The sequence below is a fragment of the Paraburkholderia sp. SECH4 genome, assembly GCF_030511745.1.
GTDB lineage: Bacteria > Pseudomonadota > Gammaproteobacteria > Burkholderiales > Burkholderiaceae > Paraburkholderia > Paraburkholderia madseniana.
Map to the genome: position 1 here is coordinate 68,129 of NZ_JALOCP010000006.1, position 18,102 is coordinate 86,230.

14 protein-coding genes are annotated in these 18,102 nt (G+C 61.9%); 10 read left to right on the forward strand and 4 right to left on the reverse strand.

Annotated features, from left to right (window positions below; all coding sequences use genetic code 11):
• Position 1: 1 nt before the first annotated feature.
• Positions 2–1,570 (reverse strand): type II secretion system ATPase GspE, encoded by a 1,569-nt coding sequence (gene gspE / locus M0D67_RS11085; RefSeq protein WP_301717709.1) that lies wholly within the window; start codon positions 1,568–1,570, stop codon positions 2–4.
• Positions 1,567–3,897: a type II secretion system secretin GspD gene (gspD, locus tag M0D67_RS11090; RefSeq protein ID WP_154558750.1), complete on the reverse strand. Its 2,331-nt coding sequence runs from the start codon at positions 3,895–3,897 to the stop codon at positions 1,567–1,569. Before gspD ends, gspE begins: the two co-directional genes overlap by 4 nt.
• Between gspD and M0D67_RS11095 the strand changes: the two genes are divergently transcribed.
• From M0D67_RS11095 to M0D67_RS11105, 3 genes are all read left to right on the forward strand, one after another.
• Positions 3,891–4,067: a hypothetical protein gene (locus M0D67_RS11095; RefSeq protein ID WP_171925286.1), complete on the forward strand. Its 177-nt coding sequence runs from the start codon at positions 3,891–3,893 to the stop codon at positions 4,065–4,067. The two genes, gspD and M0D67_RS11095, sit on opposite strands and share 7 nt — an antisense overlap.
• A 346-nt stretch (positions 4,068–4,413) precedes the next feature.
• Complete coding sequence (locus tag M0D67_RS11100) at positions 4,414–4,863, forward strand: lytic transglycosylase domain-containing protein (RefSeq protein ID WP_093634514.1); 450 nt, start codon at positions 4,414–4,416, stop codon at positions 4,861–4,863.
• A gap of 157 nt (positions 4,864–5,020) precedes the next feature.
• The gene (locus M0D67_RS11105; RefSeq protein WP_171925287.1) at positions 5,021–6,349 is read left to right on the forward strand and encodes a GTP-binding protein; all 1,329 of its coding nucleotides are present in this window, start codon (positions 5,021–5,023) and stop codon (positions 6,347–6,349) included.
• 123 nt (positions 6,350–6,472) lie between these two features.
• Here M0D67_RS11105 and M0D67_RS11110 read toward each other — a convergent pair whose 3' ends face one another.
• On the reverse strand, positions 6,473–6,751 hold the full coding sequence (locus tag M0D67_RS11110) for an HU family DNA-binding protein (RefSeq protein WP_006050811.1): 279 nt from the start codon (positions 6,749–6,751) through the stop codon (positions 6,473–6,475).
• A gap of 414 nt (positions 6,752–7,165) precedes the next feature.
• Between M0D67_RS11110 and mnmC the strand changes: the two genes are divergently transcribed.
• From mnmC to M0D67_RS11145, 7 genes are all read left to right on the forward strand, one after another.
• Positions 7,166–9,133, forward strand: a complete 1,968-nt coding sequence (gene mnmC, locus M0D67_RS11115; RefSeq protein ID WP_171925288.1) for a bifunctional tRNA (5-methylaminomethyl-2-thiouridine)(34)-methyltransferase MnmD/FAD-dependent 5-carboxymethylaminomethyl-2-thiouridine(34) oxidoreductase MnmC — start codon at positions 7,166–7,168, stop codon at positions 9,131–9,133.
• A gap of 853 nt (positions 9,134–9,986) precedes the next feature.
• Positions 9,987–11,192 (forward strand): cation:proton antiporter, encoded by a 1,206-nt coding sequence (locus tag M0D67_RS11120; protein WP_097390783.1) that lies wholly within the window; start codon positions 9,987–9,989, stop codon positions 11,190–11,192.
• Between the two features lie 152 nt (positions 11,193–11,344).
• On the forward strand, positions 11,345–12,460 hold the full coding sequence (locus tag M0D67_RS11125) for a YbdK family carboxylate-amine ligase (protein WP_097390782.1): 1,116 nt from the start codon (positions 11,345–11,347) through the stop codon (positions 12,458–12,460).
• Between the two features lie 533 nt (positions 12,461–12,993).
• Positions 12,994–13,632 carry a MarR family winged helix-turn-helix transcriptional regulator gene (locus tag M0D67_RS11130; RefSeq protein ID WP_154558747.1) on the forward strand — a complete coding sequence of 213 codons (639 nt, stop codon included), beginning with the start codon at positions 12,994–12,996 and terminating at the stop codon, positions 13,630–13,632.
• Positions 13,633–13,760: 128 nt separating this feature from the next.
• Positions 13,761–14,474 carry a glutamine amidotransferase gene (locus M0D67_RS11135; protein WP_154558746.1) on the forward strand — a complete coding sequence of 238 codons (714 nt, stop codon included), beginning with the start codon at positions 13,761–13,763 and terminating at the stop codon, positions 14,472–14,474.
• 73 nt (positions 14,475–14,547) lie between these two features.
• The gene (locus tag M0D67_RS11140; protein WP_154558745.1) at positions 14,548–15,660 is read left to right on the forward strand and encodes an NADH:flavin oxidoreductase/NADH oxidase; all 1,113 of its coding nucleotides are present in this window, start codon (positions 14,548–14,550) and stop codon (positions 15,658–15,660) included.
• Positions 15,661–15,880: 220 nt separating this feature from the next.
• Positions 15,881–16,414 carry an SET domain-containing protein gene (locus tag M0D67_RS11145; protein WP_266238845.1) on the forward strand — a complete coding sequence of 178 codons (534 nt, stop codon included), beginning with the start codon at positions 15,881–15,883 and terminating at the stop codon, positions 16,412–16,414.
• Between the two features lie 72 nt (positions 16,415–16,486).
• On the opposite strand, the gene M0D67_RS11150 is transcribed toward M0D67_RS11145, so the two are convergent.
• Entirely contained in the window at positions 16,487–17,989 is a 1,503-nt protein-coding gene (locus M0D67_RS11150; RefSeq protein ID WP_154558743.1) for a sensor histidine kinase, read from the reverse strand.
• Positions 17,990–18,102: the final 113 nt, after the last annotated feature.

An 18,102-nucleotide genomic window follows, 5' to 3' on the forward strand; every position in this document is an offset into this window, starting at 1 on the left:
CTTATGCTCCGCCCGTTACGCGGATCACTTCTTCGAGCGACGTCAGCCCGGAGGCGAGCCAGCGGTCCGAATCTTCGCGCAGCGTACGCATGCCTTGCGCGCGGCCCGAAGTGAGAATTTCCGCATCGGATGCGTTGCGGTGAACCAGCGTGCGGATTTCGTCGTCAATCAGAAGCAGTTCGTAGACACCGCGACGTCCCGCGTAACCCGACTGGCCGCATTTCTCGCAACCGACCGGATGCCAGCGCACGCTGCCGTCCTCTTCGACGCGTTCTTCGCGGCATACCGGGCACAGGCGCCGCACCAGCCGCTGCGCCAGCACGCCGAGCAGCGATGACGCCAGCAGATAGGGTTCGACGCCCATGTCGGTCAAACGCGTGACGGCCGAAGCCGCATCGTTCGTATGGAGGGTCGCCAGCACAAGGTGACCCGTGAGCGACGCCTGCACCGCGATCTGCGCCGTTTCCAGGTCGCGGATTTCGCCAATCATGATGACGTCCGGATCCTGCCGCAGAATCGAGCGCAGCGCCCGCGCGAAAGTCATGCCGATCCGTTCGTTGACCTGCGTCTGGCCGATGCCTGAGAGGTCGTATTCGATCGGGTCTTCGACCGTCATGATGTTGGTGGTCGCGGTCTCGAGCCGCGACATCGACGCGTACAGCGTGGTCGTCTTGCCCGAGCCGGTCGGGCCGGTCACCAGCACGATGCCGTGCGGTTTGCCGATCAGTTTGTCGAACTTGACGAGCGTGTCGGGGGCCATGCCGAGCGCTTCGAGATTCAGGCGCGAGGCGTCTTTTTCCAGCAGACGCAGCACCGCGCGTTCACCGTGGCCGGTCGGCAATGTGGAGACACGCACGTCGACCGGACGTCCGCCGACGCGCAGCGTGATCCGGCCGTCCTGCGGCAGACGCTTTTCCGCAATGTCGAGCTGCGCCATGATCTTGATCCGCGAGATCAGCGCGCCGTGCAGCGCTTTTTTCGGCCGCACGACATCGCGCAACGTGCCGTCGACACGGAAGCGCACCACAGAAGAAGTCTCGAACGGCTCGATGTGAATATCCGAGGCCTGTTCGCGTGCGGCCTGCGTGAGCAGCGCGTTGATCATGCGGATGATCGGCGCGTCGTCTTCCGACTCGAGCAGATCCTCGATCTCGGGAATGTCCTGCATCAAACGCGACAGATCGACTTCACCTTCCACTTCGCCGACCACCTGTGCCGCACTGCCGTCCTGGCGCGCGTAAGCCTGGTTGATCGCGAGCGCAAGTTCGTCGGCCGGCACACGCACCACGGACAACGCGCCGAAGTTGCGTGCGACTTCGGCAAGCGCAGCATCGCTGGTGCGTTCGCTGATCCAGACTTCGAGACTATCGGCGTGCTGATGCGCGACCAGAATCTGGCCGCCTCGGGCGAAGCCGTAGGGCACGAGCCGTGCGGCGACCGCCGACGGCGCGATGCGTTCGGCATGCTCCGCCACGACAGCGGGCGAAATCGCCCCGGCTTGCGTCGATGCAGCGACGCGCGCCGCTGCGGACGATCCCGGAGCTGACGGCGGCGTGGACGGCGTGCTCACGGCTGCACTCCAGGCGACGCCGTGGACGGTGCCGTGGGTACCGGATTCGTCTGCACAGCACCGCCATTCGTGACCGGATTCGTCTGCACAGCGCCACCATTCGTGACCGGCGGCGGCGCCATCTGCTGACGACGCATCCTGTCGAGATCGAACAGATTCATCGCAGGCGAACCACCTTGGCTCGGGCCGATCGGCATCGGCGGAACCACCGGATCATCCTTGTCCTTGATCAGGTTGTTGTCCGACTTGTACGCACCCGTCACGCCCTGGACGTAGTCGTAACGGTTCGACGTCACGGCCTGCGCGGTATCGCGATCGGTGATGATCACGGGGCGCAGGAACACCATCAGGTTCGTCTTGGCGCGGGTCTTCTGTTCCGAACGGAACAACTGGCCAAGCCACGGAATATCGCCCAGCAACGGCACCTTGCTGTTGCTGACCTGGTAGTTGTCCTGCATCAGGCCGCCCAGCACGATGATTTCGCCGTTATCGGCGAGGACCGTCGACTGGATCGAACGCTTGGTGAACTCGGGACCAGCCGGATTGGTCGCCGCGTTGGTCGTGCCGTTCACGATCGCCGAGTCTTCCGTGTAGAGCTGCAGCTTGAGAATCCCGCCCTCGGTAATCTGCGGTTTGATGTGCAGCGTCAGGCCGACATCGACGCGGTCGAACGTATTGAATGCGTTGCTGGTAGTGCCGCTCGTGAGGTTCGAATACGAACCCGTCTGGATCGGCACGTTCGTACCGACGACGATTTTGGCTTCTTCGTTATCGAGCGTGATGAGGTTAGGCGTCGACAGCACGTTCGCATCCTGCGTCTGCGAAAGTGCCTGCAACAGCGCGCCGAGTCCCTGCACACCGAAAATGTTGTGAATCCAGCCGACGTTGAGGCCCTGCTGGATATTCTGGGTTGCGAGCGCCCCGGCGAGACCGCCGGTAGCGCCCGTCGCTGCGGCCGCAGCCGTCAGATTGATGATGCTGTTGCCGGTGCCGGTCGCCAGGTTGGTGCCGGCAAAGATCGAATTGTTCGCGACCTGCCACTGAATGCCGAGATTGGCGTTCGTGTTCGAGTTCAACTCGACGATCAGCGCCTCGATATAGACCTGCGCGCGCCGCGCGTCGAGCTGGTCGATCACCGCTCGCAGGTTGCGGTACACCGGCTCGGCCGCCGTGATGATCAGCGAGTTGGTCGCGGAGTCCGCCTGGATCATGCCGCCCGGCTGATTGTCGTCGCTCTTGTCCTTGTCGCCGCCGAGCAGGCCGGCTGAACCCGACCCGCCGCTCGAACCGTATCCGCCCCCGCCACCGCCCAATGGTGACGCTCCCGAGCTGCTGTTGAGTCCGCCCGACGGCAGCGGCGGCGTACCCGACGTGCCCGTCGAATTGCTGCCAAAGCCACCTCCACCACCACCGTTCTGGTTGAACGAATTCGCTTCGTTCGAGCCACCCGATGAGCCGGTGTCGCCGCCTTTACCGAGCATCCCGCGCAAGGTCTTCGCGAGCTTGGTCGCGTCAGCGTTGCGCAGCGCCACGACGTGCATGTTGCCGGGCATGGTGGTCGGCGAGTCGAGTTCCTTCGCCAGTTGCTTCGCGGCTGCTAGCCGGCCGCCGTTCGACGCGCGAATCAGCAGCGAGTTGGTGCGCGGGTCCGCGGTGATCGACACCTTCAGCGTCGCGTCGGTGCTGCCGATCGCGCCCGGGTCGAGCATCTTGGTCAACTGCGTGGCGATGTCGATCGCGTTGGCGTTCCTCAACTGCACGACCGCTACCGACTGGCCGGCGGCCGTATCGACACCCGCGATGATCTGTGCGATACGCCGCACGTTGTCGGCGTAATCGGTCACGACAATCGAGTTGTTGGCCGGGTAGGCCGCCACGGTATTGTTCGGCGAGATCAGCGGACGCAACACCGGCAACAGGTTATTGGCCGACTCGTTCTTCAACACGAACACCTGCGTGACCACCTGATCGCCTCGCGCCACCGGCGTATTGCCGACGTAGGTCGGCACGCCTTGCAGCTTGGCATCGGCCTCGGGTACGACCTTCAGCACGCCGTGGTCCTGAACCAGCGCGAAGCCCTGCATCCGCAAAGCGGATTGCAAGGTCTTGAGCGCCTGATCTTCAGGCACGGCGTTTTCCGACACGAGGTTGAGCTGACCCTTCACGCGTGGGTCGACGATGATCGTTTTGCCGGTCGCCGCGCCGATCGCCTTGGCCACCTGGTCGATATCGGCGTTCACGAAGTTGAGTGTCACCTGTGCCTGTGCTGTCTGCGCGGTGATCAATCCAGCCACCAGCAGCGCCGTTGCGACGCGACGCAATGCCATACGATTTCTTCTCATGGAATGTGGGATCGATGCCGACGGCCACAGCCGCCAACGGTCATGCAGTGCGAACATTTGAGCAGGCCGCCGCCCTGTCGGTCTGCCAGCCGGCTTCACAAGCGATCAACGCCTTGGATGCCGGACATCCAATGCCCGAAAAAAAGGAACAGTAACAGTTTTTCATGTCGGATTTGTCACAAAACGAACGGCGCCGTGCGATTACTCTAAAGACCGTCGCAGACTGTCAATCAATTGAAAGCAAACGCGCTTGTGTGCGCCGAACCGCAGAAGCGCTTCGTTTTACGCTTGATTATGTCGGTTAGCCAACTTGACGCATGTAACTCTGTCGGTATGATACGAGCCGTTCGAGGTACTGGTTGTGACTTGCCAACACGGGTTTTCCCCGATGGCCGACGAAAGCCCGGCCAGTACGCCTCACCGGCTGCCAGAGACTGAAGTATGGCCGATGTATGGCCTTACCAAATCTTACCCTTGCGATTTGTTTAGTCGTCTTGACTGATGAAACGAACCTTTGTCACCGTCGCCGCAGGACTTGCCGTGCTGATCGCAGCAGGGCAGGCACGCGCCGATTGCTTTGACGAAGCGGCGAAGTATCAGAAGGTCAACCCATTGATTCTGCGCGCAATTGCGTGGCAGGAGTCACACAATCGGCCGGACGCGCAGCACAAGAACGCAAACGGCTCGACCGACTACGGCGTGATGCAGATCAATTCGATCCATCTGCCCGTGCTCGCGCAGTACGGTATCTCGCAAGGCACGCTGATGGAGCCTTGCAAGAACGTCTATATCGCGGCATGGCATCTGCGCCGCCAGATGAACAAGTACGGCAATACCTGGCAGGCGGTCGGCGCGTATCACTCCGAGACGCCGGCACTGCGTGATAAGTATGCGATGCAGATCGCCGCGATCCTGCGCAAGTGGAATCTGATGCCGGCTGCTGCACGCTGACTCACCCGCGTCCCGATCCGGCCCGTCACGCGGCCGCCCCCCGTTTGATGCACAATGCGGCTTCGTGCTGCCGTCGGTGTTCGGCCGTCTTCCGGCCCCGGAGTCATGCGACCCCAACCCGGCACGCCTTCCAATCCTCTTGTTTTACCGTACTGCGATGAACCAGCCGCTATTGCCCGTCACCGTGCTCTCCGGTTTTCTGGGCGCCGGCAAGACCACGCTCCTGAACCACATCCTCGCGAATCGCGCCGGTTTGCGCGTCGCCGTGATCGTCAACGATCTGGCCGCCGTCAATATCGATGCAACGCTCGTGCGCGACGCCGCCGCGCTCTCGCATATCGAAGAGCAGCTCGTCGAACTGTCGAACGGCTGCATCTGTTGCACGTTGCGTGACGACTTGCTGGTCGAGATCAAGCGGCTTGCCGGTGAAAAGCGCTTCGATGCGATCCTGATCGAGTCGACCGGCGTGGCCGAACCGATGCCGATCGCCGAAACCTTCACCTTTGTCGACGACGACGGCGCGTCGCTGTCCGACGTTGCACAGCTCGATACGATGGTGACGGTGGTCGATGCGTTCAACTTCCTGCGCGACTACGGTTCAGCCGACGCACTCTCCGAGCGGGGCATCGCGGCGACTGAAGAGGACGATCGGACGCTGGTCGAATTGCTGATCGAGCAAATTGAATTCTGCGATGTGCTGGTGGTGAACAAGGCCGATCTGGTGAGCGCGGATGAACTCACGCGTTTGCAGCGCATCCTCGCCCGCATCAATCCGCGTGCAGTGCAGGTGGTGAGCCGTTTCGGCGAAGTGCCGCTGGCCGAAGTGCTGAACACCGGGCGTTTCGATTTCGACGAGGCATCTAGCGCACCGGGCTGGCTGGCGTCGCTTAACGACGAACATGAGCACGACCATGAACACGGCCATGCCCATCACGGTGAAGCAGACGAATTCGGCATCGGCAATTTCATTTACCGCGCGCGGCGGCCGTTTCACCCGGAGCGCCTGTGGGCGTTGCTGCATCAGGAGTGGAAGGGCGTCTTGCGCAGCAAGGGCTTCTTCTGGCTCGCAACGCGTAACGACATCGCCGGTTCGCTGTCGCAGGCGGGTGGCGCTTGCCGGCATGGTCCGGCGGGGATGTGGTGGGCCGCGCAGGATCGCAGCGAATGGCCGGACGGCGATGACGAGCTGGCCGCCGAAATTGCCGCCGACTGGTACGGCGATCCGGACGATCTGAGCATCGGTGATCGCCGCCAGGAACTGGTGATGATCGGCGTCGGCATCGACCCGGCTGTCTGGCAAGCGAAATTCGACGCATGCCTCCTGACCGATGAGGAATACGCGGCGGGACCGCAAGCGTGGCAACAATTCGCCGATCCGTTCCCGACATGGGACTTCGACGAAGACGACCATGATCATGACCACGATCACCATGATCACGACCACGACGGTCATGGCCACGGCGAAATCGTGCATCGCCACGATTAAGCTCGAGCGGCCTTTCCGCTTGGTGCTGACTGTTTAACCGCGACGCCCGTCGCGGCTAAACAGAAATCGCAGACGAAAAAAAACCCGCCGTTGGCGGGTGTCAACTGCCAGGCAGTAATCTGCTTAGCGCTTGTTGACTGCGTCCTTGAACGCCTTACCAGCCGTGAACTTGACGGTCTTGGCGGCCGGGATCTTGATAGTTTCACCGGTCTTGGGGTTACGACCCGTACGTGCTGCGCGCTTGCCCGAACCGAAGCTGCCAAAGCCGATCAACTGGACCGCGTCACCCTTCGACACAGACTTCTTGATCACTTCAAGCAACGTGTCCAGCGTCTCACCGGTTTGAGCCTTGCTGGCGCCGGTCTGTCCTGCGACGGCGTCGATCAGTTCCTGTTTGTTCATTAAGGTTCCTTTCTGAGTTTAGGTTGACACGAACAGCGCGAACGCGCCGATTATACGTGCGCGGGCCGCGCCGTCGAGCAGCTGCGGCTCCGGATCCCCTCCGGACAATTAGCGCCGGGCAGTGACTGCCCGTCGGCCGTGCTGCCGCTCCCTTCGCGGCGCTTGCTATGATAGCGCAGCGCAAACCCAATCAGGATAAGGGTTTCGAAGATTTAAGCGGTTCTGGGGCAGATATCGAGGGGAAACCCTCCTTTTTCCTCCTCGCAGAGCCCAATTGAAGGCTGAAACCCAGTATGGACGGGGCTTAGCGTTGGTTTTTGCCAACGTTGCAGCGCGTCTTTTTCGCCGCCCGGCGAGCTGCGCGCGCTGGCGGTAACGTCTGACTCGCTCTTTCGAGCGTCATTTCCGCCGCGCATGACCGATCCGCTGATCCCCGCCGTCCTCGCTTTTCGCGACAACGGCACGCCTTTTTCGCCGTTCTACGACGACATCTATCACAGCGCTGTCGGCGGTCTCGAACAGGCTGAATACGTCTTTCTCCGCGGCAATGGACTGCCGCAGCGATGGCAGGACCGCCGCGTCTTCACCGTGCTCGAAACCGGCTTCGGCATGGGGATCAACTTCCTGATGACCTGGGCCGCCTGGCGTGCCGATCCGGCGCGCTGCGAGCGCTTGCACTTCGTGTCGACCGAGAAGCATCCGTTTACTCAAGCCGATTTGCGCAGCGTCTATGCGACGACGATCTCGAATCCCGAGATCGCCGCGCTCGCGGAAACGCTGGCAACTGAATGGCCGATGCTCGTCCCCGGCACGCACCGGCTCGAATTCGAGGGTGGGCGAATCACGTTGACACTGGTGTTCGCTGACGCCGCGGAGAGCCTGCCGGCGTTGAGGCTGCGCGCCGATGCGTTCTATCTCGACGGCTTCGCCCCGGCAAGAAACCCAGAAATGTGGACGCCGGCGATCTTCAAGGCGCTCGCCCGGATGGCCGGCGAGAACGCCACATTCGCAACCTACAGCAGTGCCGGCGACATCAAGCGCGCGTTGACGCAAAACGGCTTTGTGTACCAAAAAGTCGATGGTTTCGGCTGGAAACGCGCGATGCTGGTCGGCCATTTCGCGCCGCGCTGGCGTGTCCGCCGCTATGAGCCGCCCGCGCCACTTGAAGTCGATGAGCGGCATGCGATCGTAATCGGCACCGGCCTCGCGGGTTGCGCGGCGATCGAGCGGCTGGCCGCACGCGGCTGGCGCGTCACGTCGCTGGAGCGGCACGCGTCGGTGGCTCAGGACGCCTCGGGTAATCCGGCCGGCGTGTTCCATCCCATGATCTCGCGCGACGACAGCGTCGCTTCGCGCGTCACGCGCGCGGGCTTTCTCTACACGCTCAGACGCTGGGCCGCGCTCGAACGGCTTGGTTACCGTCCATTGCGCGGCGCGCCAGGGCTGTTGCAGATCGCCGCGGACGACGAAGAAGCCCGCTCGATGAGCGAGGCAATCGCCGCGTTCGGTTACCCGGCGGAATATGTGACGCCCGTTTCGCTGAACGAGGCGCAAAGGCTTGCGGGCATGCCGCTCGCGCGAAGCGGCTGGCTTTTCCCCCAAGGCGGCTGGATCGACCCGGCGTCGCTTTGCACCGCGCAGTGCGCAGCCGCGGGCGGGCTGCTCGAACGCCGCTTCGGAGTAGACGTGGCGCGCCTCGAACGGTCCGGCAATCAATGGACCGTCTTCGACGCAACTGGGCAAGCCATCGCGCGCGCGCCGGTGGTCATTGTCGCGAGCGCGCACGACGCCGCGCGGCTCGCCGGTTTGCAGTACGCGCCGACCCGCAGCATCCGCGGCCAGTTGACTTTGCTGCCGCCGGGCACGGTGCTCACACTCGAGATGCCGGTTATAGGCGAAGGCTACGCGGTCCCGCTCGCCGACGGCGTCACGCTGACCGGCGCCACCTACGAACTCGACGACCCCGACACCGCGTTGCGACCGGATGGCCATCTGGAAAACCTCGAGCGCGTTGCGCAGATGCTGCCGGCCTTTGACGGCATCGTCGACCCGGCAGAGGCGGTGAAGCTCGCCGGGCGCGTCGCGTTTCGCTGCGTCACGAGCGACCGGATGCCGATGATCGGCAACTTCGCCGACGAAGCCGCCTCGGCCCGCGATGCCCAGCGCCTGCGTGGCGCATGGCCGCTCGATCTGCCACGCGTCGACGGCTTGTACGGCGGGTTCGCGTACGGTTCTCGCGGTCTGGTATGGGCGGCACTTGGAGCGGAGCTGATCGCCTCGCAGATCGAAGGTGAACCGTGGCCGCTCGAACGGGATTTGGCCGAAGACATCGATCCTGCCCGCTTCCTCTTGCGTGCGTTGCGCCAGGGTACGGTGAGTTAACCCGTAGTTAACCGCGCGCACCGAACATCGGCGCCAAGAAAAGTTATCCACTGAAACTTGTGGATAACCGCGCCGTTTACCGGCGCAACTCATGTGGAACCGTTGTGGACGTAAACGGGGTAACTTTGCCGCGGCCGAAAATCGCGAAAAGTTACCCTTGTATACCCTCCGCTGCCGCACACGCTGTGCATCCTGTTATGCGAGCGGCAAGCCGATGAATCAATTCGGTAAACCGGAGTTATCCACAGAAAACGAGTCACCTTGTTAACTGTTACTACGTATACATACGGTAAACCTGTAAACAGAAAGGCCGTCCCGAGATCGAGCGCAATCGTTGAGCCCGAAGCGTCGAAAGTTGAAGGAAAACGCCGCCGGCCGTGTGCCAGGAAACACATCTGCAACGTCGAATCTGTACGCTATGAGAGCCCGACCCGGTTTTAAAACGGTCGCTTTTTCCTCATCTCGCGAAGATAACGTACGTTTTTACCGTTTTGCCTGCATGTTCCTGTCTTTTCGGTCAAGTCTGAAAAAGCTATGGCACAATCGCCGTTCTTTTCCGCGTCGTGCCTCGCCGCTGGCCGCACACGCTGCAATGGAACGGTGCCGCGCAATCAGAATCTGATTCAAAGTCGACGGCGTTCTTTCACCGTGCCGGGCCGGTAGCTACGGCCGCCCCCAGAATGCGCTGCGCCCCTTGCGGCTGCGGCACATTCAGATCATCCGATCGTTGAAAACTCGCAACGCGGGTCACGCGAAGCGATCGCGACAGTGAGCGCCTCATGCGTTCATCCGCTCGCCGGTGTTTGCGCCGGTTCGTGTTGTCTGCCGTTGCTGCCAAGGAGAACCCATTACGATGAAGTCGGCGTTTTCATTTTTTCCAGCATGGCCACTCACACCCGACGCCATTTTTTGGGCTGGTCTTGCATTGCTCGCCGCGGGTCTGTGCGGTGAACTGTGCTACCGCGCATGGCGTTTGCCGCGCATTTCCGGGTATGCGGTCATTGGCCTGGTAGCCGGCGCAGCCGGTTTCGGCGTGATCGACGCTGATTCCGCGAGCGCCGCGCGGCCTTTGCTCGACGTAGCGCTCGGTTTGTTGTTATTCGAACTGGGCAGCCGGCTCGATTTGCGCTGGATTCGCCGCAATCCCTGGCTGATTCTGTCGAGCGTCGCGGAAGCCACGCTGACGTTCGCACTGGTTTTGCCGGTTTTGTTGTTCCTGAAGGTGCCGCTGATGGTGGCAACGGTGCTCGCCGCGATTGCCATGGCGACTTCGCCGGCAATGGTGATCCAGCTCAAAACCGAGCTGCGCGCGGAAGGCCAGGTCACGCAACGGTTGTTGACCCTTACCGCGCTGAACAGCATGTACGCGGTGGTGATCGAAAAACTGGTCTCGAGCTGGTTGCATCAGGAGGTTTACGGCAACGTCTACGCCACGATTCTGCAGCCGCTTTATTTGCTGGTCGGCTCGCTCGTGCTGGCCTATCTGCTGGCGCGCACCTGCACGTTTTTTTACCGTCGTCTGAACATGCAGGACGAGCATTCGTTCGTCGCGCTGTTCGGCCTCGTGCTGCTGGCCATTGCGGTGGCGCATGTGTTCAAGCTTTCCACCATTCTCGCGTTGCTGGCCGCGGGCATCATCGTGAAGAATCTTGAAGCGCGTCCGCAGTTGTGGCCGGAACATTTCGGCACGGCCGGCTGGTTGTTGACCGTGATTCTGTTCGTGCTGACGCTCACTTCGTTCGAATGGAAAGACATCGCGCTTGGCGGTGTCGCGGCGCTGGGTCTGATTGTTGCGCGTCTGGTCGCGAAACTGGTGGGCGTGATGGCCTTCGCCAAGCCGAGTGGCTTGAACTGGAAGCAGGGCATGGCGCTCGGTTTGTCGTTATCGCCCATGTCGGCGCTTGCGTACCTGCTCGTCGACGATACCTACAACCTTTATCCGAATTTCGATCCGCAACTGCGCGCGATCGTGATGTGTTCAATTTTCGTGCTGCAGATTCTCGGGCCGTGGCTCGTGTATCGCAGCCTGGCGCTGGTGGCTGAACGGCGCGAAGAGTAAGCGCACGGTAAGGGCACGCCGCTGTCCGATGCGCTGTCCAATGCTTTACGCGCCTGATTTGCGCGCTTTATCCAACTTATTCGATTCAAAAACGGCCGGGTGTGTGACACAGACATGTGACACACATCGGCCGACCTGACTCTGGGGACGCCATGTCACTCGAACCCTTCATCGATTCGAAACCGTTCACATTCGGTGTCGAACTCGAGATGCAGATCGTCAATACGCACGACTATGATCTGACCAAAGCCGGCTCGGATCTGATGCGCCTCATCAAGGACGAAAAAATTCCCGGCAACATCACGCCGGAAATCACCGAAAGCATGATCGAGCTGTCGACCGGTATCTGCACGACGCATGAACAGGCCGTCACCGATTTGCGCACGATCCGCGACACGCTGGTGTCGGCGGCCGACCGTCTGAACGTCGGCTTGTGCGGCGGCGGCACGCACGCATTCCAGCAATGGAGTGAAAGGCAAATCGTCGATACGCCACGCTTTCAGTATCTTTCCGAGTTGTACGGTTATCTTGCCAAGCAGTTCACGGTGTTCGGCCAGCACGTGCACATCGGCTGTCCGGATCCGAACAGCGCGCTGTATCTGCTGCATTCGATGTCGCGCTTCATCCCGCATTTCATCGCGTTGTCCGCTTCGTCGCCGTTCGTGCAGGGCGTCGACACCGGTTTTCATTCGGCACGACTGAATTCCGTGTTCGCGTTCCCGCTGTCGGGCCGTGCGCCCTTCGTGTTGACGTGGGATAGCTTCGAGGAATATTTCTCGAAGATGGTCCACACCGGCGTGGTCAACAGCATGAAGGATTTTTACTGGGACATCCGGCCGAAGCCCGGTTTCGGCACGATCGAAGTACGCGTGATGGATACGCCGTTTTCGGTGGATCGCGCCGCGGCGATTGCCTGCTACATCCAGACGCTTGCCCGGCATCTGCTGCTCGACAAGCCGATCACGCCGAAGGAAGACGATTACCTCGTCTACACGTTCAACCGCTTCGAAGCATGCCGCTTCGGTCTGGCCGGCAACTGCATCAATCCGCAAACGAGCGAACGCAAGACGATTTCCGAAGACATCCTCGAAACGCTGGATCTGATTGCACCGCACGCCGAAGCATTGGGTTCGGGCAACGCGCTCGCCGAAATCGGTGCGATTGCGCGCGGTCAGGTCAACGACGCGACGTGGCTGCGGGGCGTTTTCGAGCAGGAAAAGTCCTTGCATGAAGCTGTCAGACAGCAGTGTCTGCAGTGGCGAGCCTAGCCAGATAGAGGATTGCTTACGTTAAACCGTAAGGAAGACCCGCCTCGTGCGGGTTTTTTTTCGTAAATAAATTTCCAGCTCGCGGGCCTTCAGGTTTTTCTAAAATTTACGTATACAAACGTAGTAGTTAACAAGCATTGCATCTGCCTGTGGACAACTGAATAATTCCCTGAAAAGTCAAAGTGCTACGTAAACCATAACTGGGCTGATCCGAGGCGCATCGATGGCGGTAAACGAGGACAACTTTAGTAAGGAAAGAGGGGGCAAGCTGCTTATCAAGAATTGGCACACAGGCCATCCCCTGTGTTTTCCCATGGTTATCCACAGCTTGCGTTGGATAACTTAGCTGTACGATTGGCCGGTCTCGCATAGAATGTCGTTTCATCTGCCTTTGGCTTGCAAGGCGGTAAATTTTTGAGATAGTAGAAACCGTCTCGTCTGCTTTAGGGCGAGGCCACCCCACACAGGCTACGGGCGTGTTCGGCAGCGGTTCGCCGACATCGCTCGCAAGCTTAATAAACCAAACGAAGATTATGAGCGAAGGCGTATACGGAGAACAGGCAACCGGGCGAGTGACCCACAGCCTATTGCGATTGAGCACGGCCATGCGGAGCCAGGCTTGGGAATGGGCGGAAGGCGCAGGCCTTACGCCGACCCAGGGCGAAATCCTGGTCTTGCTGATGCAACGCAAGGGGCCGATGCGTCTTGGCGAAATTGCCCGCGAAACGGCCCTGACCGCCGCGACCACCAGCGATGCCGTGAGCACGCTCGAGACCAAAGGCCTGGTCGAAAAGCGCCGCGCACTCGACGACGGCCGCGCCCTCGCGGTCCGGCTGACGGCGCGTGGCCGCACGGCCGCGAAGCGCGCTGCGCAATGGCCGGACTTCCTGGCCAAAGCGGTCGGCACGCTGCGTGAGGAAGAACAGACGCTGTTCTATCGCACCCTGCTCAAGACCATCCATCAGTTGGAAGCGCAAGGCACGATTCCGCCGCACCGCATGTGCCTGAGCTGCTCGCACTTCGAGCCGAGCAAGAATCCGAAGAAGACGCCGCATCACTGCGCGCTGCTCGACATGAAGATGTCGGACACGGATCTGCGTCTCGATTGCTCGGTGTACGAAGTGGCCGACGTCGCTACCCAAAAGAAGACCTGGAAGATCTTCGCCCAATAAGGCGGCTTCTCCTGGGACAATCCGCTACACTGCGAAGCCGTGTTCCGGCGGGCGGCGATTGCCGTCCGCCGGCCGGTTCGCGCCGTGTAGCGGCAAGTCTTTAGGCAACCTGAAGGTGGGACAGGCTGATGAATCGGGAAGTTCTGGCCATTCGCCACGTGCACTTCGAGGATCTGGGCAGTCTTGAGCTGGAGCTCGGCGAACGGGGGCGCCCGGTGCGCTATCTCGACGTCGGCGTTGCCCGTATCGAAGCGCCGGACCCGTTTGCCGCATCGCTCATGGTCGTACTCGGCGGCCCGATCAGTGCAACTGACGACGCGCTTTACCCGACGCTCGTCCCGTTGCTCTCCATGATCGAAAAGCGCATCGCCGCCGGTTTGCCGACGCTCGGCATCTGCCTTGGCGCGCAATTGATCGCGCGTGCGCTCGGTGCACGCGTCTACCCCGCGGGCCATACCGAACTCGGCTGGACACCGCTTACGCTCACCGATGCGGGCCGTGCGTCGCCGGTGCGTCATCTGGACGGCGCCCACACGTCGATGCTGCACTGGCACGGCGACACCTTCGACCTGCCCGACAACGCCACACGTCTCGCCTCGACGCCTGCCTGCGAAAACCAGGCGTTCGCCTGGGGCGGCCATGTGCTGGGCCTGCAATGTCATCCGGAGATTCGCGCTGACCGGTTCGAACCCTGGCTGATCGGCAATGCCGGTGAGATCGCCGGCCACGGCATCGACGCGCGGCAGTTGCGGGCCGAGACCGCGCAGTTCGGTCCGGCGCTGGAAGTCGCCGCGCGCCGGATGTTCGGTGAGTGGCTCGATCAGGTCGGGCCGAAACCCTGATCTGCGCGTGCCTGCAGACAATCATCCGCGGTGCTATGCTCGATCGCTCTCGGGTTTCTACTGGGCGTAATCCATGAGCGCGCTTTTTTCCCCGCTCACGCTGCGTAGCGTGACGCTTCCCAATCGTATCGTTGTCTCCCCGATGTGCCAGTATTCCGCCGAACGTGGCGAGGCGACGGCATGGCACATGATCCATCTCGGCAGTCTCGCGTTATCCGGCGCCAGCATGGTGTGCATCGAGGCGACCTCCGTCGAACCGGATGGCCGCATCACGCCGGGCGATCTCGGGCTGTGGGACGACGCTACCGAAGCCGCCCTGAAGCCGGTTCTGGCCGCGATCCGCAAGCATTCGCCGATTCGCGTCGCCATGCAGTTGTCGCATGCAGGGCGCAAGGCGTCGAGCCATGTGCCCTGGGAAGGCGGGCAACTGATTCCGGTGTCGCAAGGTGGCTGGCTGCCACATGCGCCGTCGGCGTTGCCGCACAAGGCGGGTGAAGAGCCGCCGCTTGCTCTCGACACGCCCGCACTGAACCGGATTCGCGAAGCGTTCGCGGCCTCCGCGCGGCGCGCCGCGCGTCTCGGCATCGACGCCCTGGAAGTGCACGCGGCACATGGCTATCTGCTGCACCAGTTTCTGTCGCCGATCGCCAATCAGCGCAGCGACGATTACGGCGGTTCGCTCGAAAACCGTATGCGCTTTCCGCTCGAAATTTTTGACATCGTGCGCGCCGCGTTTCCCGCCGACAAACCGGTTGGCGTGCGCGTCTCGGCGACTGACTGGGTCGAAGGCGGCTGGGCGCTCGAGGACACGATCGCGTTCGCGCAGGAATTGAAAAAGCGCGGCTGCGACTGGATCGACGTGTCGTCCGGCGGTGTTTCGCCATTGCAGAAGATTCCACTTGAGCCGGGCTATCAGATTCCTTTCGCGAGGGCCGTCAAACGGGCAACCGGCCTGACAACCATCGGCGTGGGCCTGATTACCGATCCGCTGCATGCCGAGCAACTCATCGAAGAAGGCGATGCCGATCTGATCGCAATGGCCCGCGCGTTGCTCTACAACCCGCGTTGGCCGTGGCATGCCGCCGCGCAACTCGGCGCGACGGTCGAAGCGCCGCCGCAGTACTGGCGTTCGCAACCGCGCGACCAAAAAGCCCTGTTCGGCGAGATTTCGTTTGGACAACGGTGAAGCTGCCAACGCGCCTTGCGCGCGCACGTCTTATTGACGGTTGAACGAAGCCGTCTTGAGCGTGTAGGATGCCGGATGTGGCGCATGAGCGTCGCAGGTCGACGCGGCGCTCGCAAGGCGCCGCGTTTGCTATCCGCGTCGGAAAAAGCAGCGCGTTAGACGCGTGCATTTCTGACGGCTGCCGGATCTTCACCCCTAGTTCTTCACAAGGATTCATTCAATGAGTTCACGCAGGATCGCCGTGCGCCGTTCGGGTGTGCACGGCAAAGGCGTGTTTGCCATCGAGCCGATTGCGGCCGGCGAACGGCTGATCGAATACAAGGGTGAGCGGATCTCCTGGAAAGAAGCGTTGCGCCGTCATCCGCACAATCCGGACGAACCGAATCACACGTTCTATTTCGCGCTCGACAGCGGCAAGGTGATCGACGGCAAAGTGGACGGCAACAGCGCGCGCTGGATCAACCATTCGTGCGCGCCGAACTGTGAAGCCGAAGAGATCGACGGTCACGTGTACGTGCACGCGCTGCGCGACATCGCCGAGGGTGAGGAAGTCTTTTACGACTACGGCCTCGTCATCGACGCGCGCCAGACCAAGAAGCTCAAGAAGGAATACGAATGCCGCTGCGGGGCGCGCAAGTGCCGCGGCACGATGCTGGCGCCGGCGGAGAAAGAGAAGGGCGCTTCCAGGTCCGACAAAACGGTCAAGACGGTGAAGAAGGCGGAGACGTCCGCGAAAAAAGCGAAGAAGAAATGAAACGCGGGCTGCCTGAGTTGAACGTAAGTGAACTCAAGGCAACCCGTGGCAGTACATTGACGCACTGCAGAGTCACATATCGATCGGCGCCGAGTGCGCCGATTTTTTTGCCGGACGCCGCACTTCGGGATCGACGCCATGCTGAACGCTGATCGGTATCAGCGGAATACGCACAATAAAGCGCGCACCGCCTTCCGGCGCATCTTCGTAATGCACGCTGCCGTGATGCAGCACCATGATGTCGTGAACGATTGCGAGACCGAGACCGGCGCCGCTATCCACACCGGCGTCGCTCTGACCGTCGCCGCGGAAGAACCGTTTGAACAGGTCGGCTTGCTGCGTGAGCGGCACGCCCGGCCCGTTGTCTTCGACGACGATCTCGGCCATGCGCAGATCGTCGATCACGGTTTGCGACACCGTCACGGTGATGCGACCGCCATCGAAGCGTGAAGGCGGCACGTACTTGAGCGCGTTATCGAGCAGATTGGCGATCACTTCGTGCAGCAGCACGGGATTGCCGCGCGCCATCAGCGGATGATCGTTGCCCGGATCGTCGAGGCGCTGGAAGCCGAGGTCGACGTGAAAAGTCAACGCACGCGGCACCCATTCCGCACCCGTATCGAAAGCGAGTGCGGCCATGTCCACGTTGACGAAACGTGCCGCCTGTTCGCCCGGCTCCGCGCGGGCCAGTGAAAGCAACTGATTCGACAGCCGCACGGCGCGGTCAGCCGCCGCGCGCAGTTCACGGACCGCGGCGAGCGTTTGCTGCGGGTCACGCGCGACCGCGGCCTGCTCCGCGTGCAGCTTGACGGCGGTGAGCGGCGTGCGCAACTGATGCGCGGCGTCGGCGATAAATTTGCGCTGGCCGTCGAGGGCGGTTTTCAGACGATCGAGCAGCGCATTCAACGCGCCGGTAAGCGGCCGGATCTCAACCGGCACATAGGTCTCGTCCACGGGTTCGAGCGACGTGTGGGTCTGCCGGTTCAGCGAGTCCGCGAGATCGGTGAGCGGATTGAGCTGCTGATTGACGACCCGCCACACGATCACCCAGCCCGCCAGCAGCAGCAACAGTAGCGGCATCATGATCGCGACCAGAAACTCGGCGGCGATGCGAAAACGGTGATGCACCGGTTGGCCCACTTCGACGACGATCGGATTGCCGGTCGGCTGGTCGACGCGTACCTGGGCCACGCGCACCGTCACGCCTTCGTGTTGCGTTTCGAAGACGTACGCATAGTGCATGCGCCGTACGCTGGTGCCTTGCAGCGGAAGATTATGGTCGCCGGCGATCTCGGTTTCGCCGTTGCTGATCCGATAAACGAGTTGTTCGACCGGATCGGAGAACATGGCCTGCGCGAGCGGCGGCACCGTCACCTTGGCATCAGGGCCGGCAATCTGGATCTGTTTGGAGATCGCGGTGGCGAGATCGGCGAGCGAGCGGTCGACCACGTGCTGCGTGTATTGCCACGCCAGCCAGTAAGCGATCAGGCCGCTCATCAATGCGAGCAGCGAAAGGGGAGCAGCGAGGCGCCGCAGCAGCGTGCGGCGCAGACTATTGGCGGCCGGCTGGGGCATGATCGAACGCGCGGGAAAGGAGCAACGGCTTAAAGCACCGTGGCACCGTGAAAATTCGCCGGAAGCCGGCGAATTGCGCACTGAGTGCGCGGCGCCGGCCCGGCGCTGTCGGG